Below are 16,031 nucleotides of genomic sequence, written 5' to 3' on the forward strand. Positions count from 1 at the left end.
GCGTTGAGGTGGGAACGGTCGATCCCTTCCCTACTCCACCCGGTGTGGCTTGTGGCGGGCGACCTGCAGGCGGACCTCGGTGGGCATGTCAGCAACGCCGGTGGACCGCCGGGCGGTGCGGAGCGGGCCTTCACACAGGGCACCGAGAGTGGCGCCGGGGGTGCCCTCGGGGGTGAGGGTGAGCTTGACGAGGGTGCGGTGGCGGGCCGGTCGGCCGGTGATGTGTACGACCGCATGGCCGACCCCCGGCAGGGCACCGGCCTCGGTCGCGATCGCGTCACCGAGTGCGCGGTCGCGCAGTTCGACGCCCTCCTGCGGGGGTGTGCCGCCGACGGGCAGGGAGCCGGGGCGACGTCGGCTCAGCTGGGCGAGCAGCCAGCACAGGGCGAGCAGAGCCGCGACGACGAGGGCGGCGATGACCGCGGGCCACCACCAGCCCTGGCTGCTCCAGCGGACCCGGTCGGCGGAGCCGAGCAGGACGTCTGCCGGGCGGGTCAGGGGCCAGCCGGCGGGCGGGGCCAGATCGTGCCGCCGGTAGAGGTCGAGTCCGGCGAAGAGGATGAGCAGTCCGCCGCCGAGGAGGACCAGTCCGACGAGGGCCAGCAGAGTGCGGTTGAGTGCGGATCGCGGCGTCATGGCGGGCTCCGGTGCGGCGGGTCTTGCGTCAGCGGGTGCGTCGCCGCACCCGTACGGCGATGCGGGGAGGACGGGCGAGGGCCAGCCGGTCGCGTTCCTCGCCGAGGACGGCGGTGAGGTCGTCCTTCACCCGCCGGGGGTCGCGGAAGCGGACGTCCGCGCGGGCTTTGATGCGGTGGCGGCGCACCAGGACGTGCGCCGCGCCGACGCCGGGGACCCGCATGGCGGCGTCGCGCAGCAGGACGGCGGCGCCGTCGCGGTCCAGAAAAGCCCGTATGCGCGGGCAGCCGGCGGGTGAGCGCAGGGGCAGCCAGCGGTGCTCCCCGGGGGTGAGGGCCAGGACGATCAGCCAGACGCCGACGGCGGCGGCCACGGCGGCTCCCGTCAACATCCACACGTCGTCCTCCGGGCGGGTGGCCAGTTCGTCGGCCAGGTGCCGTCGCCAGGCCGCCGCCGGGCGTCCCGCCCGTACGGCTATGACGTCGACGAGCGTCACGACCGCGGCCACGAGAATCACCGCGGCGACCGACGCCGCGGTGATGCGGCGCCCGGACCACTTGCGACGGGTCCGGTGGCCGCCGTCGCGCTCACCGGCCGTGAGGTCCGAGGTGGACACGTCGCGTTCGGGAGGGTCGGGCTCTTTCGTGAGCGGCACCGCGGCACGGTGCGTGGACGACGTGGAGCCGCTGCCCGGAGGATGTGGCTCGGACGTCATCGCGATCGCCTTTCCTCCACGGCGTGCCCGGTGACCCGGGCCGCGTGGCCGCTCACCGGACCCGCCCCCGGCTCGGGTCGGCGGCGGTCACCAGCCGCCGGACGGTGAGGAGTACCTCTCCCACCCGCAGCCCGGTCAGCTGGGCGACCCGCTCGGCGACGTCCTGCTGGATCCGCTCGCAGACACGGGGGATGTCGGTGGGGTAGGGCAGGTCCATGGTCAGATGCAGACGCACCGATCCGGTACGGACGGCGGCGGAGGCGTGGGGCGCCGCGGGTCCGCCCCGATCGGGCGGTACGGCGGCGCGCCGGGACTGGGCCGCGCGTGCGGCCTGGACGGCGATACGGGCGACCACCCTGTCCGGGATGACTGTGGCACCCCGCTCGGCCGGGGGCGGCAGGCCGGCGGCCGGCGCCGGTGGGCCCGACGACCCACCGGGGGCACCGGGCCGGGTCATCACCGCCGCCTCCCTGACCGGACGTCGAGGTCGCCCTGCACGACGAGGCCTACTACCAGCCCCGCCGTACCCAGGACCAGCACCAGCAGAAAGGCCCAGAAGCCGCCGAAGTAGCCGGCGAAGCCGAGGGCCATGCCGGCCGCGAGTCCGGTCGTTGCTGTGTTCATCGTGCACTCACCCGTCTCACGAGCGTCCCTCTCACCGTGATCCTCCGCTCATGCCCGAGGACACGGCGGTGGTCCCGGCAGCGGTCACCTCACGCGGCCCTCGTCCGGTTCGGTCTGCTCCCGTTCGTCGTCGGGCAGGTGAACGTCGTCGACGGCGATGTTCACCTCCACGACCTCCAGGCCCGTCATCCGCTCCACGGCGCTGATGACATTGATGCGTACGCCGCCCGCGACGTCGACGATGGAGACGCCGTACTCGACGACGACGTCCAGGTCGACCGCAGCCTGCCGTTCCCCGACCTCGACCTTGACGCCGCGGGTGACCACTCCGCCGCTGCCTGTGCCGGGGACGCGTTCCCGCATGGCGCCGAACGCGCGGGCCATCCCCGCGCCCAGGCTGTGGATGCCCGGTACCTCGCGGGCGGCCATGCCCGCGATCTTGGCCACCACCCCGTCCGCGATGGTGGTCCTGCCCCGTGTCTCGGCCGGGGCCCCCGACCCGGTGCGGCCCGTGAGCGGGCTCACGCCCGTTTCGGACCGGCCCCCGCCGACGCTGGTGATGTTGTCCGTCATGGCGGTCGCCTCGATCGGTCGCTCGGACACCGGTGCGGCGCCCTTCGAAGCGTTGGACATTACGGACGCCACATTCCTCACATCCAAAGAATGTGGCGTGCATCACATGCCACCCCGTCGGGTACACGGGTGGTCCGGTACCTTGTACGGGGGCGCCATGATCGAAAGCGATGTTCCCCCAACGCCGGAGCGCGACCTGTCGGTACGAGACCTGCCGGACCGACTGCTGGCCGTGCGGGCGGCCGAGGGGGACGAGGACTCCTTCGCCGTTCTCGTCCAGCGGCACAGCCGGTCCCTGCTGACCCTGGCCCGCTGCATGCTGGGCAACCCCCAGGACGCTGAAGAGGCCGTCCAGGACGCCTTCATCAGCGCCTGGCGCCACCTGCCGGAATACCGGCACGGCGCGGAGTTCCACACCTGGATGTACCGGATCACCGTCAACCGATGCCAGACCATGCGACACCGCCGACCGCCGCCCGTCCCTCTGGAAACCGTCGCCGAACCCGCGGCGGGCGAAGCGTGGAGCCAGCCCGCCCGGACCGCCGAGCAGGATGCGGCCACGGCCGCCCTGCGCCGAGCACTCGCCGAACTGGACGCCGGACAGCGGGTCTGCTGGATCCTGAGGGAGGTGCAGGGCCTGCCCTACAAGGAGATAGCGCACGTGACGCGTACCGGCGAGCAGACGGTACGCGGCAGACTGTTCAGGGCGCGCCGATCCCTGCAGGAGGCGATGGGCCCATGGCGCTAGATGACCCGCACCTGCGGCCTCCCGAACCGCCCGGAGCCGGCGGGCCACGCAACGGCTCAGCCGCCGCCGACGTGCCCCCGTTCGCAGGCGATGAGGTACTGCCCTGCGGCCGCCTGCTCAGCCAGGTCTGGGAACAGGGGCGGGACGCACCGCCGGCCGCGGGCCCGCACCCGGTGGCCTGTCCGCACTGCCGGGAGGCAGCCGAGGGACTGGCCACGGTGAACGCGGCCGCCCGGGCGCTGCGCGACGAGGACCCTCCGGGCCTGCACGCACTCGCCCACCGGGTCATGGACGTCGTCAGGGCAGAGGTCCGGTTCGGGCGGATACTGCCCCTGGCCGACCCGCACCTGGACCTACGGATCGCCGAGAGCGCCGCGGCGAAGGTGCTGAGGCGGGCCGCGGACACGGTCCCCGGTGCCAGGGCCGCGACCTGCCGACTCGTACCCCGGGGCAACGGCACCGACGTACGGGTGACCATGACCCTGGCCGCCTCCCTCGACCGCCCGCTGCCCGACCGGGTCCACCAGGTACGCCGATCGGTCCTCCACGCTGCCGGACAGGACCTGGGGCTCACGGTGACAGCCGTCGACATCGCCGTGGTCGACGTACTGGAGCCGGGGCCGACCCTCGGCCCCCGCCTCCCGACGGGCGGTGGCACGTGATGACCGTCAGCGGCACCACCGCGCTCCTCGGCGTCGCGGCCGAGGCGGCCCTCGCGGTCCCTGGCGTGGCAGGCCTGCAACCCCGCCTTGCCCTGCGCCTCGCGGCAGCCGCCGCGCCCACCCGGGCGGACAGCACGCCGCCCGAGGCCGGCATTCGCGCCGACCGGGCGCCGGACGGTTCGGGATGGCACATCGAGGTGCGCTGCGTCCTTGTCGAGGGCCGACGGGCGCTGGACATCGCCCGAGACGTCCATGACCGGGTGACCGCAGCCCTCATCACCCACCTCGCCACCCACGGTGTCGCGGAGCCGGTCACCGTCGCGGTCACGGTGACCGGTATTGCCGCCTGGCACGACGCGGCATGAGCGGCGGCGCGGGCCAAGCCCCGCGAACCGTCGCTCCTTCGTGCTCTCGTTCAACCCATCGCTCCGCATCGGTCCGCCGGGCCCCGACAAGGAGTACCCTGGTGATTACCGAGAGCTTTCCGTACACCGGCTTCCACGTCGGGTCGTTCTCGGCGATTCACGACAACCGGGTCGCCACGACCGGCCCGGGGTTGGGTCCGCGTCATGACCGCGACCATTCTGTTGACGCCCGCGATCGAAGACCGGACTCCTTCTTCGTCGCCCCTCCGGCTCGTCCTGGCACCTCTCGGAACCGCTCCGGCCCTGATCGACGGTGCCTGGTGGCCCCGCTCCCGCTCCCTGACGGCGGAGCTTCCGGCGCTCATCGAGGTCCTCGATCCGCTGTGGGGGCGGATCACCCGAGTAACGGTGAACCCCACGTTCTGGCCCGTCATCCCACGAAAGGTGCCCGTCCAAGGGCACGTGGTGCACGTCGGCTGGTTCGAGGCCGAGCAGGACCCGCACAAATTGCTGCTGCTCTCCTATACCGTCGGCCGCTGGGACCTGCTGGTGATCCCACCGGAGACAGAGCCTGCCATCGCCGCCCGGCTGATGGCCGCGGCCATCGACCCGTCGCGGAGCCTCACGGCGACCGGCCTGATCCATGAGGCCGAAGCCTTCGTCGCGGCAGTGGCAGCGGCCGGTGGTTCGCCCTCGCTCGCGGGCCGCGGACGATGTTCTGCGCCTGCGGTCCCTTCTGTCCCTGCCCGATGTCGAAGCTGACGCGCTCGCCGCCCGCGAGTTCCCGGTAGCCGTTGCCGTTGATCTCGGAGTAACGGGCGAAGACGTCCGGGCCTTTGTTGTCCTGGGCGATGAACCCGTGTCCGACGCACACCCGGAACCGCTCGGCCTCGGGAGGCGGGCTGGTGCATCCTGACCCGCCTGTGCAACGTTGCAAGGACACCAGCCTGGTCTGGTGAGAGGCCCCGCGCCGCCCTTGAAGGTCATTCCTCTCGGTCCGGGAGGTGGTGCGGGTTGTCCCGCTCGGCTTTACGCGGCCCATGCCGCGTGCTTGATGCCTTCCTCACCGGAGGGCGTGATGGGCTCGACCCCGAAGATCGAGGGGCGAACCATGAACGACTTCACCGTGGCGACACAGCGGCACCCCGACCGCACCGTGATCACCGTGACCGGGGAGATAGACCTTCAGACACGATCAGCGGCGAGACGAGCAGGGAGAAGAGCCTGAGACCGACCAGCCCGACCGTGGTAGCCACCGCACCGGGCAACAAGGCGCGCGTGTGCCGGCCGCAGGGATGTGGGTATCCGGCTGCCGCCTCGCATCCGGCACACCCACGGACGCGGCCCATCGGCCGGGAAGGACACGCCGACAGCATGACCGCGCACACCCCGCCCCGTCCGCCGCCCCCCCGCAGGCGGCAGTGATTTCGCCCGCCTGTCGAAGAAGATCGCCGAGGCCGGCCTGATGAATCGGCGGCCCGGCTCCTACATGGTCCGCTCCATCGCCGTGGCCGTCGCCTACGCCGGGGGCTGGTGCGCGTTCGTCCTCATCGGCTCAGGCTGGTGGACCCTGGCGATCGCCGCGTACCTCGCCATGATGTTCGGGCAGGTCGCTCTGCTCGCCCACGACGTCGGCCATCGCCAGGTCTTCCGCCGGCGCCGGCCCAGCGAGACGTCCGGCCGCATCGCCGGGGCCGCGATCGGCATGGGCTACGGATGGTGGCAGGACAAACACACCCGCCACCACACCAACCCCAACCACGAGGACCTCGACCCCGACATCGCCCCCGACCTGCTCGTGTGGTCCCAGGACCAGGCCCGCGCCGCGACCGGACTGCCGAGGCTCCTCGGCCGCCGGCAGGCGTTCCTCTTCTTTCCCTGCTCCTGCTCGAAGGGGTCAACCTGCATGTCTCCAGCGCGCGAGCACTGGGCAACCGCGCCCTGAAGAACCGCGCCCTGGACGGCACGCTGCTCTACGGGCACACCGCCGCCTACCTGACCGCAGTGTTCCTGGTCCTCCCGCCAGGCATGGCGATCGCGTTCCTCGCCGTCCACCAGTGCCTGTTCGGCCTGTACCTCGGCTGCCTCTTCGCCCCCAACCACAAAGGCATGCCGATCCTGACCGGCAACGACCACCCCGACTTCCTGCGCCGCCAGGTCCTCACCGCACGCAACGTACGCGGCAGCTGGTTCACCGACCTCGCCCTGGGCGGCCTGAACCACCAGATCGAACACCACCTGTTCCCCAGCATGCCCAGCCCCCACCTGCGCAGGGCCCGGCCCCTCGTCCGCCACTACTGCCAGGACCTGGGAGTCGACTACCTGGAAACCGGACTGATCGCCTCCTACCGGCAAGCACTCGCCAGTCTCCACCGAGCAGGAGCGCCACTGCGGCGCGCCCGTGCCAGCACCGCCCACGTATGACGCCCATCTGCCCCAGGGGGCCGTGTCACCCTGCTCTGCCCGATCCGCGGGGCCGAACCCGCAGCCGACCCGTCAGCGGGCGGGCGAGAACAGGCACCGCCGCCGCTATGAGCGGTGGCGCCGTCGCGTTTTACCGGCCGTTCACCGGCGGCGCTGGGTAGCGCGCTGTCGCCCGGGCAGGCGTGAGGGCAGGTCTTCCACTGACCGGCACCCCCCGAGCGGGTCCCTTCCAGTGGGTCACTCGTCGGCTGGCCCGCTGAGGGAACACTGCCCGACGACATCCGCGAGGCTCTCGATGCCGCTGTCGCGGCCCACTGTCAGCAGGCGACACCATGGCTGCCCCTCTTGAAGACAGCGTCTGGCTGGGCGGGAGGCGCAGGGTGGGAAGACCGTCGGCCGGCGGGGCCAGGCCCTGCGCCCATGTGGAACGGTCGTCACCGCCGGCACTTGTCTTCGGGTACGTCGGTCTCGATCTTCTCCTTGCGGACCTCGCCGGTGACGGTTTCCTCGTCGGTGCGCTCGTCGGTGGTGAGGCGGACCCGCTCGACCGGCCCGGCCTCGGTCTCCACCCCGGGCCGCTCGGCGTGCAGCGTCACCTCGGGCCCGGCTTCGGTGATGTCCGGGCCTGCCGTGGCCTCACAGCTGGATTCGGTGACCGTTTCGCGTTCGACGCGTACCTCTTCGTGGCGGACGGAGACGGTCTGCTGCACCTCTTCGGTGACGACGTACATGCGCAGCCGGGCCCGGCCGAACTCCTGGCGTTCAGTGCCGATGTGCATCACCGGTGGCTTCCGTGCCGGTGCTGGTGCCGGCGGTTCCGGTTTCGGCGTCGGTGCGGGCCCAGCCGGGCGGTGCCGGGCTGTTTGGCCTGTTGCCAGGCGGCGTCCCAGCCGATGCCGTAGTGCTCGTACAGGCGATGTTCTTCGTCCTCGGACAGGTGGCCCCCGGCCCCTGCGTCAACGGTGGGGGCGTCCTTGACCTTGTCCTTGGCGTAGCGGGCGACCTCTAAGGCGGCCGGGGCCGGGCTCGGGCTCGGGCGATGAGTATGGCGACGTCGTCGTGGTCGTCCGGATCGCGCAGTGCGTCCAGGAGCCGGTCGCAGGTCTCTTCCGAGGTTCGGTCGGGGATGTGCAGCAGCTGGAGGAGGAGGTCCAGGCGCTCGTCGATGGCGTGGTGGCGGGTCTCGACCAAGCCGTCGGTGTAGAGGACCAGTCGGTCGCCGGGGGCCAGGCCGAAGGTGGTGACTTCGAAGGCGACCCCGCCGACCCCGAGGGGTGCGCCGGTGGGCAGATCGAGCAGTTCGGGGGGCTCGCCCGCGCGTATCAGCACCGGGGGCAGGTGCCCGGCGACAGCGAGGTGGCACAGGGCGCGGTGCGGGTCGTAGATGGCGTAGGCGCAGGTGGCGTACTGCTCCAGGTCAGCGGTGATCTTGTCGAGGTGGTGGAGCACCTCGGTCGGTGCGAGGTCGACGTCGGCCAGGGTGGAGGTAGCGGTGCGCAGGCGTCCCATGGTGGTGGCGGCGCTTATGCCGCTGCCCATCACATCGCCCACGACCAGCGCGACCTTGTCCTCCACGAGAGGGATGACATCGAACCAGTCGCCACCGACTTCGATGGTCGTCCCGGCGGGCCGATATCGGGAGGCGACCTCCAGGCCCGCCTGCTGCGGTGGAAGGTCGGGCAGCAGGCTGCGCTGGAGAGTGACCGCGGTGTTGCGTGCGCCTTGGTACAGACGGGCATTGTCGATGCAGACCGCGGCTCGCTCTGCCAATTCACAGACCAGGAGGAGGTCGTCGTTGTCGAAGGGTAGCGGGCTGCGGGCGCGGGTGAGGCCCAGGGTGCCGAGCACCTCGCCACGGGCGATCAGGGGCGTCAAGAGATAGCTGTGGATGCCGGCGCGGGCCAGGATGGCTGCGGCCTCGGCGTCCCGGGCGATACGTGCCAGGTCCCGCTCGCCGACGTGGGGTATCAGAATGGGGCGGCCGGTCCGCACGCACTGAGTGGCCAGGCGCTCCGCGCCGTAGCTGGCGAGCTGGCCGGGAGGGTCGGCGGCGCGTACGGCCTCGGTGGGGTACGCGGCTTTCACAGCAAGGGCCCGGAAGAGTGCTCTGCCTGTCGCGGGTGCCGTCGGGTGGCGGTCGTTCAGGATGGAATCCAGGATGTCCACCGCCGCCACGTCGGCGAGCTCGGGGACGGCGACGTCGGCCAGCTCGCGGGCGGTCTGTTCCACGTCCAAGGTGGTGCCGATACGGGCGGAGCCGTTGGCGATCAGGGCGAGACGCTGCCGGGCGCGGTGCCGATCGGTGACATCCACCAACATGATGGCTACCCCGAGTACCCGGCCGCCGGGACCGTCGAGCCGGTAGTAGGAGACGGACCAGGCATGATCGTTGTCGGGGTCGGCGGGAGTGCGTCCCACGCTGTGCTGGTCGATGATGGGCTTTCCGGACGTGAGGACTCGCCGCAGCGCGGCCTCGACCGCGTCGACCTCCAGGAACGGCAGGGCCTCGCGGACTCGTCGCCCGAGGTGGTCTTCGGCAGGGACGCCGTTGATCTGCGCCAGCGCCGGGTTGACGGCCACGTACCGCAGGTCGGTGTCCAAGACGGCCAGCCCGATCGGGGACTGCGAGACCAGCCGCGTGGACAGGGCCACGTCCCGTTCCACCTGACGCAGGATTGCCTCGTCGGTGGCGATGCCCAGGGCGTAGTAGTCACCCCCGGCGTCCAGGAGTCGCATGTTGCGGAACTCCACCAGCCGGCTACTGCCGTCCTTGTGCCGGACGGGGAAGGCGCCGGCCCATCCCTGTCCCGTCCTCATGACCTCGCTGAACAGCCTGATCATCACGTCCAGGTTCTGCTCGTGGACCAGCAGCCGCGCCGCGTACTGGCTCAGCGCCTCCGCCGCGGTGTAGCCGAACAGCTCCTCGGCCTGCGGGCTCCACAGCACGATCCGACCCTCGGCATCCAGCAGCACAGCCGCGACACTGAGCAGATCCAGCAACTCACGCGGCTGTCCCGGCCCGGAATCCGGCTGGTCACCCTCGGCACCGAAGGGATCGGCTTTCCTCATCCAAGCACTCCCTCCGCCTGCCAGCCCGACACGCCGCCCTGCGCCGGCTTCAGGCCGTGGCCAGTGTCCCCCGCACCTCGCAGTGCTTCCATGGTCCCCCGGATCCGGGCGGCCGCACGGTCGCCCGATACCGTTCGTCGCGCCCCAGGCCCCAGCAGCTGGGCAGCGCCGAAAAAGCTCCGACCTCCCGGAAACAGGCGTGGGCGGCACGGGCGACGGCGAACCGGCTGCCCCCGATCGGGATCTCGTTCTCAGCGGTCAGGTACCACCAGGCCACACGCAACGGAACGATCCGGCGGGGCGGCGGCTGCAGCAGCGCAACACCCCAACCCCCAGTCGGCCAAACGCCGCCACCGCACCACCGGCGTTCCCCGAACGCCACCAGCGCAGGCCCATCCCCCAGGCACCGAGCACGACGGCCTCACCTGGCAGCGGGCACCGTGCCTTCGCCGAAAAGCGCGACCTCGGCCACGGTGACGTCCAGGCACCGCCGGACATGGCGAGCGGGTGCCGCTGGAGCCGCGGTCGAATCTGACGAAGAGGAAGGCGTTGCCCGTAGCGACTGAGGGAGGGCACGCGCCCGGAGGGCCCCCTGCCGACACGGCCACGAGTACATGCCGGACAACGTATACCTGGGCTCTCGTCGGCAGGGTCCGGCAGTGCCGGAGCGGAGTAAGGCCCGCCAGGTCCACCCCGGCGATGTGGCATCTCGTGACAGATGAGAGGGTCAGGCGGGTGAGTGAGACACCGATGAACACCATCGGCGTCCAGTCCTTTCCTCTCGGGCACGAAACCGCAGGTCAAGGTCTTCAGATCCGGGAGAGCCCGCCCAGTTGGTGACAGCTGCGTGATAGCGGGTGATACGGCGGAGCCTCGTCGGGAACCATCCCGGCGGGACTTTTGGGGAGTTTGTTGCGGCCGCCGGTGACCTGTCGGCCTACGCGGACGCCGGTCACCCGGCCTCCGCGGCCGGAAGCGCATCTACTCGACGTCGGTCGGGCGTGGCAGCCGGTGGCGAGCAGCAGCCGTTCCTCCGGCTTCTCCGCAGCGGTTCGGGTCCCGTGCTGCTGGCGGTCGGCGATTCGGCGGCAGTGACGCGGCCGATCGGGGCCTTGGCGAGCGGTCCCTGGAGCGGTATAGGAAGGCCTGCCCGAGCAGCCGACCCGTCGTCCGAATGTACTCCCCGGTGCGAAATACTCTCCGGATGAGTTCACGCACTTCCCCGATCAGCCGGCCGATCACGATACGGAGGGCCGTCGCGCGGGATGCCAAACGGCTCACGCGGCTCGTGCGTGGCTCAGGCGCCTACGAGGGGAAGTACGCAGCCGCAGTCGCGGGCTACCGGGTCGGTCCTGATTACATCGAGACCCACCGCGCCTTTGTGGCCGTCGGCGCCGACGAGCATGGAGGCCGGGTCCTCGGGTTCTACTCGCTCGTCCTCGCTCACCGGAGATCGACCTGCTGTTCGTCGCCGACGAAGCGCAAGGACGGGGTATTGGACAGCTGCTCGTGGCGCACCTGCAGTCCGAGGCGCGTGCCGCAGGGCTCGACCGTGTCAAGGTCGTGTCGCATCCTCCTGCCGAGGGCTTCTACCACCGCGTTGGTGCGGTGCGGACCGGGACCGTGTTTGCGAACCCGCCCGTCGTGCCGTGGGACCGTCCCGCATTCGAGTTTCGCATTCCTTCGGGGTAACGCCGTGTGCCGGTGGGTGGGGCACCGGCTTCGCCTGCATGGTGGCCGGCTTGCATCAGCCGCTGAACGCCCCGCGCTCCGTGTGTGCCGTCGCCTCTGCCCTGGCGTGGTGATCGCCTGCGCCAGCGGCCTCCCCGGCGAATTCCTCACCTCCGGCACCCCCCGGAGCACGCCCCCGGGGCGCAGCGGCACGAATAGTCGGCATGTCGGTACAGGAAAGGAAAATGACAACGTCACAGTCCGTTTCACCGGTCCGTACGCACGACGGCATGGCACATGATCGACAAGTCGTGTCCCATGGCAGCCTTCGGATCTGACAACGACGTGGATCCGGAGGTAACCCGCCCATGGTGGTGATCATCAATCCCACAGTGAGGAGGCGCCGTCTGGGGGCCGAACTGCGCCGACTCCGCCAGGACAGCGGGCTGAAGAGCACGGAAGTGGCCGAGCGGCTCATGGTCTCCCAGCCCAAGATCAGCCACATGGAGAACGGCCGGCGCGCCATCAGTCCCCGCGATGTACGCGACCTTTGCGCCATCTACGGGGTGACGGACCAGCAGGTCGTCGACTCCCTGATGCACATGGCCCAGGAGTCGGGAAAGCAGGGATGGTGGAGCGCCTACGGCGAGCACCCCCAGAGCGTCCATATCGGCCTCGAGACGGACGCCGCCTCGATCCATGCCTACGAGCCCATGGTGATCCCCAGCCTGCTGCAAACCCCTGCCTACGCCAGTGCCGTCATCGAGGAAACGATTCCCCCGGTCACTGCGGAACAGGCCGCCCGGCGTCTCAAGCTGCTGCTGCGCCGTCAGCACCGGATCTACGACCCCACCTGCCCGCTGCGTCTGTGGGTCGTCCTGGAGGAATCGGCACTGCGCCGTGTCGTCGGCGGTCCCGACGTCATGCGTGAACAGCTGGAGCATCTGAACGCACTCGGTGCCGAGCCGCACATCACCGTGCGAGTCCTCCCCTACACGGTGGGCGCCCACCCGGGCCTCTCAGGACAGTTCTCCATCCTGCGGTTCGCCGACGACCCGCAGACAGGGGTGGTGTACCTGGAACGCTTCACCAGCGACTTTTACCTGGAAAGGCAGTCTGCCGTACAGCAGTACGCCATGATGTACGACCACCTCCAGGCCCGAGCCCTCAGCCCGGACAGCACGCACGACTTCATCACCGAGGCCACCAAGTCACACATCGACGCGGCAAGCCGCCCGTGAGTACTCTGACGGCCTCATCGAGGGAGTTGCACCCAACACGCTCTCCAGGTCTTCGTCCGGGGTTCGGTGGGGGACGGGGATGTTCTGACCTGCGGCGGAGCGACGGGTACCGGCACTTTTGAACGGCGTCGGACAGGGGCGCGCTCCGACGCGTGCCGGCCTCGGGGGGAAGCGGGGCGTTGCCATCGGTGCCAGCGGGTGGGGGCGGGCGGTGCGGCCGGGCGCGAAGGCTGCCCTGGTCGACCAAGGCTTCGAAAGCGCCGTCGTTGCACATGGGGAGAAGGTGGGCATCGACGTGGAGATCGCCGAGCGCAACCCGGCCCAGAGCGGGTTCGTGCCGACCCCCGAACAAGGGATTGTGGAGCGCGCCTACGGGATCTTGATGCTGCACTGCCGGCTGGTGCGGGACTACGAGCACCTGCCGCGCAGTTCGGAGTCGCGGGTGACAAGCCCTGCTCGGTCTCGACCAGGATACCGCGCTCGGTAAGCCGCTTGAGCTTCACGCGGGTGTTGTTGATGTTGTTGGGCGCGATCTCCATGTCCATCGCCCCGCACACCTGCCACGCCCGCAGCGGCGCACACCGCCATGATCTGCGGGTAGGCCGGATGGCCGGCGGTTTCGGGGCCGGCGTCGCGGGCGGCTGCGGATCGGGCAGCTCCAGCAGCGTCTTGCGGGTGATCCGGACCTCCTCGGCGGGTCGGCCGAGTTCGTCAAGCCGTGCGGTCAGCCGCGTGATCCCCTCCCTCGTCGTCCCGGCCGGCGCGGCCGTCTCCCGTTCCCGCATCTCCGGTCGTGCCGGTGCCGCCGCGAGGGGCAGCTCCCCGCCGGTCAAGCGCTGTGCCAGGCCGTAGTGGTGGCCCTGGTCGGTCGGCGCAGTATCACCGCGGTCATCCCCAGTACCCCTCATCGGAGTGACCCCCAGGCGGCTGTCTTGTACCCGTGGGCGCGAAGCCCCTGAGGCGCCTGCTCGGGTGAGGTGGTGCGTCAAGGACGGTCCTGGTACTCCGGCTGCACGGCCCTCGCTCTGACGGCACACGGGCCCGCACAGGGCCAGTTCCAATCGTGTCGGCGTGACGGCACACGGAAGCCGTCAAGGCGCCACACCAGCGGCTACTTTATATAGATTTGCGTGACTTTGTATGGAGATCGGGTAGATCTGCCATGCCTCGGCCGACTACCGGCCCGGGGTCGCTGCAGAGGGTGTGGCCGGCGCCCGTCGGCGTGCCGCAGGCCGGCTGGAGGAGTCGAGTGTCCGAGCAGAACACAGTCGAAGTCGAGACCGCCCACGGAAGGGTTTCCGGGCTGGTGGGGGAGGGCAGCACCCGTTTCCTGGGTATCCCCTACGCTGCCGCCCCTGCCGGCGACCTGCTCTTCGCAGCTCCCGTGGCACCGAAGCGATGGCTGGGTGTACGCGCCGCGCACACCCTCGGCGCCACCGCACCCAAGCCACCGTTGGGCGGCCGGTTGGGAGAGATCACCTCCGACCGGACGTGGCAGGTGAGGAGTGGCTGAACCTGAATGTCTGGACGCCCGATCCGGCCGCTTCCGGCCTGCCGGTCCTGGTGTGGATCCACGGCGGCGGGTTCACCACAGGCTCCTCGGCCGTGCCCAGCTACGACGGTGCCACCTTCGCCCGCGACGGCCTGGTGTGCGTCAGCTTCAACTACCGGCTCGGCGTGTACGGCTTCGGCTATCTGCCCGACGCGCCCGCACCGGCCAACCGTGGCCTGCTCGACCAGATCGCCGCCCTGACCTGGGTGCGCGAGAACATCGCCAAGTTCGGCGGTGACCCGGACAACGTCACCGTGGCCGGAGAGTCCGCGGGCGCGATGAGCATCCTCGCCCTCCTCTCCCGCGACGACGGCCTGTTCCACAAGGCGATCGTGCAGAGCGGCACCGCCCACCTCGGTCAGACCCCCGCCGACGCAGGCAAGGTCCTCAAGACCGTCGCCGACGAGCTCGGGGTCGAGCCCACCGCCCAGGCCCTGGCCGGCGTCGACCCCGAAGAACTGCTCAAAGCACAGAACATCATCAGCGCCGACGTCAGCCAAAGCCCGGACCACGGCAAGTACGGCCCGAGCACCATGGCCTCCTGCGGCCTGGCCTTCATGCCCGTCGTCGACGGCGACGTGCTGCCCCGGCGTCCCATCGACGCCATCGCCGACGGCGCGGGCAGCAACGTCCCGCTGCTGATGGGCACCACCACCGAGGAGTTCCGCCTCTTCATCGTCACCACCGTCCTGGTGGGCTGGAACCTTCCCGTCCTGTACGACAAGCACCTGAAGGCATGCAGCGTCCCCGCCGGCTCCTGGGACGAATACAAGAAGGGTGGCACCAACGCCTACCCCCGCGACGCCGCCTCCGGAGTGGCATGCGCGCTGCTGAGCGACCGCATGTTCCGCATCCCCACCTACCGCATCGCCGAAGCCCGCGCCACCGACGCCGCCGCCCCCACCCACCTGTACGAATTCGGCTGGCGCTCCCCGGTCACCCCCAACAACCTGCAGGTCAAGATCGGCGCCTGCCACAGCGTCGACCTGCCCTTCGCCTGGGACACCCTCGCCCTGCCCGACAGCCAGAAGCTCACCGGCCCGAACCCGCCCCAGGCCCTGGCCACAGCCCTCCACCAAGCCTGGGCCGACTTCGCCAAGACAGGACAGGTCTCCTGGGACGCCTACGACACCACCAAACGCCCTGTCATGACCTACGCCCGCAACAACAACGCCACCACCAACCAGGTCGTTGAGGACCCACGCGAGAGCGAACGCGAATGGTGGGACGGCCACCCCGCCACCAGCTGACCCCAGGCGGCCCAGCCGCCGTTCGCCTCACCCATCTCATCGTGGCCCCCGCCGACAGCGGGGGCCACTTCTCCATGCCGCAGCGAGCTTCGAGCACCACCACCGCGATCACCAGGCCCAACACGTCAACGGCCAGGCCGCGCGTGCAGCCCGGTATTTCTTGCCGCGTCACGCCCCGTCGACTCGGCCGGGGCCCCGGTCGCCGCGTGCACGCTCCGGGTGTCGAGCACCACCAGGCTCGGGTCCGCCTTCCGCCTCGCCTTCTCCCACACCTGCCAGCGCAGCAGGTCGTGAAGGGCGTGGCCGATGCCGCCGTCGCGTCGCTCGGTGGAGTAGTACCTCACCGCGCCGACCGACCACCCCCGAGCCATCGGAACTGACATGGATCTTGGGACGCACCCCGATACCCTGCACGTGGAAAGTGCCCTCCGCCTGGACCGACAGAACCCCTCAGCAAGGTTCACCGTCCCAGGTCAGGAAGGCACTTTCGCGTTTCCACCT

13 protein-coding genes and 5 pseudogenes are annotated in these 16,031 nt (G+C 70.5%); 8 read left to right on the forward strand and 10 right to left on the reverse strand.

What is annotated here, in order from left to right:
* Window positions 1-30 precede the first annotated feature (30 nt).
* The 5 genes from ACZ7FF_RS29435 to ACZ7FF_RS29455 all read right to left on the reverse strand — a co-directional run bounded on the left by ACZ7FF_RS29435 (window position 31) and on the right by ACZ7FF_RS29455 (window position 2,548).
* Complete coding sequence (locus ACZ7FF_RS29435) at window positions 31-636, reverse strand: alkaline shock response membrane anchor protein AmaP (protein WP_470815785.1); 606 nt, start codon at window positions 634-636, stop codon at window positions 31-33.
* Between the two features lie 28 nt (window positions 637-664).
* Window positions 665-1,291 carry a DUF6286 domain-containing protein gene (locus tag ACZ7FF_RS29440; protein ID WP_470815787.1) on the reverse strand — a complete coding sequence of 209 codons (627 nt, stop codon included), beginning with the start codon at window positions 1,289-1,291 and terminating at the stop codon, window positions 665-667.
* A 112-nt stretch (window positions 1,292-1,403) separates the two neighbouring features.
* Window positions 1,404-1,808, reverse strand: a complete 405-nt coding sequence (locus tag ACZ7FF_RS29445) for an Asp23/Gls24 family envelope stress response protein (protein WP_358980160.1) — start codon at window positions 1,806-1,808, stop codon at window positions 1,404-1,406.
* Window positions 1,808-1,975: a hypothetical protein gene (locus tag ACZ7FF_RS29450; protein ID WP_358980159.1), complete on the reverse strand. Its 168-nt coding sequence runs from the start codon at window positions 1,973-1,975 to the stop codon at window positions 1,808-1,810. Before ACZ7FF_RS29450 ends, ACZ7FF_RS29445 begins: the two co-directional genes overlap by 1 nt.
* Window positions 1,976-2,059: 84 nt before the next feature.
* Complete coding sequence (locus ACZ7FF_RS29455) at window positions 2,060-2,548, reverse strand: Asp23/Gls24 family envelope stress response protein (RefSeq protein ID WP_358980230.1); 489 nt, start codon at window positions 2,546-2,548, stop codon at window positions 2,060-2,062.
* A gap of 157 nt (window positions 2,549-2,705) precedes the next feature.
* Here ACZ7FF_RS29455 and ACZ7FF_RS29460 point away from each other — a divergent pair, with 157 nt between their 5' ends.
* The 4 genes from ACZ7FF_RS29460 to ACZ7FF_RS29475 all read left to right on the forward strand — a co-directional run bounded on the left by ACZ7FF_RS29460 (window position 2,706) and on the right by ACZ7FF_RS29475 (window position 5,085).
* A complete protein-coding gene (locus ACZ7FF_RS29460; RefSeq protein WP_470815789.1) occupies window positions 2,706-3,296 on the forward strand; it encodes an RNA polymerase sigma factor in 591 nt (196 codons plus the stop codon).
* Entirely contained in the window at window positions 3,287-3,958 is a 672-nt protein-coding gene (locus ACZ7FF_RS29465) for an Asp23/Gls24 family envelope stress response protein (protein WP_358980155.1), read from the forward strand. Before ACZ7FF_RS29460 ends, ACZ7FF_RS29465 begins: the two co-directional genes overlap by 10 nt.
* Window positions 3,958-4,323 (forward strand): hypothetical protein, encoded by a 366-nt coding sequence (locus tag ACZ7FF_RS29470; protein ID WP_358980154.1) that lies wholly within the window; start codon window positions 3,958-3,960, stop codon window positions 4,321-4,323. Before ACZ7FF_RS29465 ends, ACZ7FF_RS29470 begins: the two co-directional genes overlap by 1 nt.
* A gap of 204 nt (window positions 4,324-4,527) precedes the next feature.
* Window positions 4,528-5,085, forward strand: a complete 558-nt coding sequence (locus tag ACZ7FF_RS29475) for a DUF5994 family protein (protein ID WP_470815792.1) — start codon at window positions 4,528-4,530, stop codon at window positions 5,083-5,085.
* Here the strand turns inward: ACZ7FF_RS29475 and ACZ7FF_RS29480 are convergent.
* Window positions 5,027-5,197, reverse strand: a pseudogene (locus tag ACZ7FF_RS29480) (cold shock domain-containing protein); the annotation flags it as partial. The gene ACZ7FF_RS29475 and the pseudogene ACZ7FF_RS29480 sit on opposite strands and share 59 nt — an antisense overlap.
* A 301-nt stretch (window positions 5,198-5,498) precedes the next feature.
* Window positions 5,499-5,600 (reverse strand): annotated as a pseudogene (locus tag ACZ7FF_RS29485) (ribonuclease BN); the annotation flags it as partial.
* Between the two features lie 158 nt (window positions 5,601-5,758).
* Between ACZ7FF_RS29485 and ACZ7FF_RS29490 the strand changes: the two are divergent.
* A pseudogene (locus ACZ7FF_RS29490) lies at window positions 5,759-6,747 on the forward strand (fatty acid desaturase family protein).
* Window positions 6,748-7,181: 434 nt separating this feature from the next.
* On the opposite strand, the gene ACZ7FF_RS29495 reads toward ACZ7FF_RS29490, so the two are convergent.
* Window positions 7,182-7,526: a YsnF/AvaK domain-containing protein gene (locus tag ACZ7FF_RS29495; protein WP_470815793.1), complete on the reverse strand. Its 345-nt coding sequence runs from the start codon at window positions 7,524-7,526 to the stop codon at window positions 7,182-7,184.
* 226 nt (window positions 7,527-7,752) lie between these two features.
* Window positions 7,753-9,816: a SpoIIE family protein phosphatase gene (locus tag ACZ7FF_RS29500; RefSeq protein WP_470815794.1), complete on the reverse strand. Its 2,064-nt coding sequence runs from the start codon at window positions 9,814-9,816 to the stop codon at window positions 7,753-7,755.
* A gap of 1,204 nt (window positions 9,817-11,020) precedes the next feature.
* Here ACZ7FF_RS29500 and ACZ7FF_RS29505 point away from each other — a divergent pair.
* The 3 genes and pseudogenes from ACZ7FF_RS29505 (at window position 11,021) to ACZ7FF_RS29515 (ending at window position 15,530) form a co-directional block, all read left to right on the forward strand.
* Window positions 11,021-11,508 (forward strand): annotated as a pseudogene (locus tag ACZ7FF_RS29505) (GNAT family N-acetyltransferase).
* Window positions 11,509-11,855: 347 nt separating this feature from the next.
* Window positions 11,856-12,728 (forward strand): helix-turn-helix domain-containing protein, encoded by an 873-nt coding sequence (locus ACZ7FF_RS29510; RefSeq protein WP_358980145.1) that lies wholly within the window; start codon window positions 11,856-11,858, stop codon window positions 12,726-12,728.
* A gap of 1,162 nt (window positions 12,729-13,890) precedes the next feature.
* Window positions 13,891-15,530: pseudogene (locus ACZ7FF_RS29515) on the forward strand (carboxylesterase/lipase family protein).
* Window positions 15,531-15,655: 125 nt separating this feature from the next.
* Here the strand turns inward: ACZ7FF_RS29515 and ACZ7FF_RS29520 are convergent.
* Window positions 15,656-15,901 carry a hypothetical protein gene (locus ACZ7FF_RS29520; RefSeq protein ID WP_470815796.1) on the reverse strand — a complete coding sequence of 82 codons (246 nt, stop codon included), beginning with the start codon at window positions 15,899-15,901 and terminating at the stop codon, window positions 15,656-15,658.
* Between the last annotated feature and the right edge of the window lie 130 nt (window positions 15,902-16,031).

It is taken from the genome of Streptomyces sp. NPDC037126 (genome assembly GCF_055605965.1).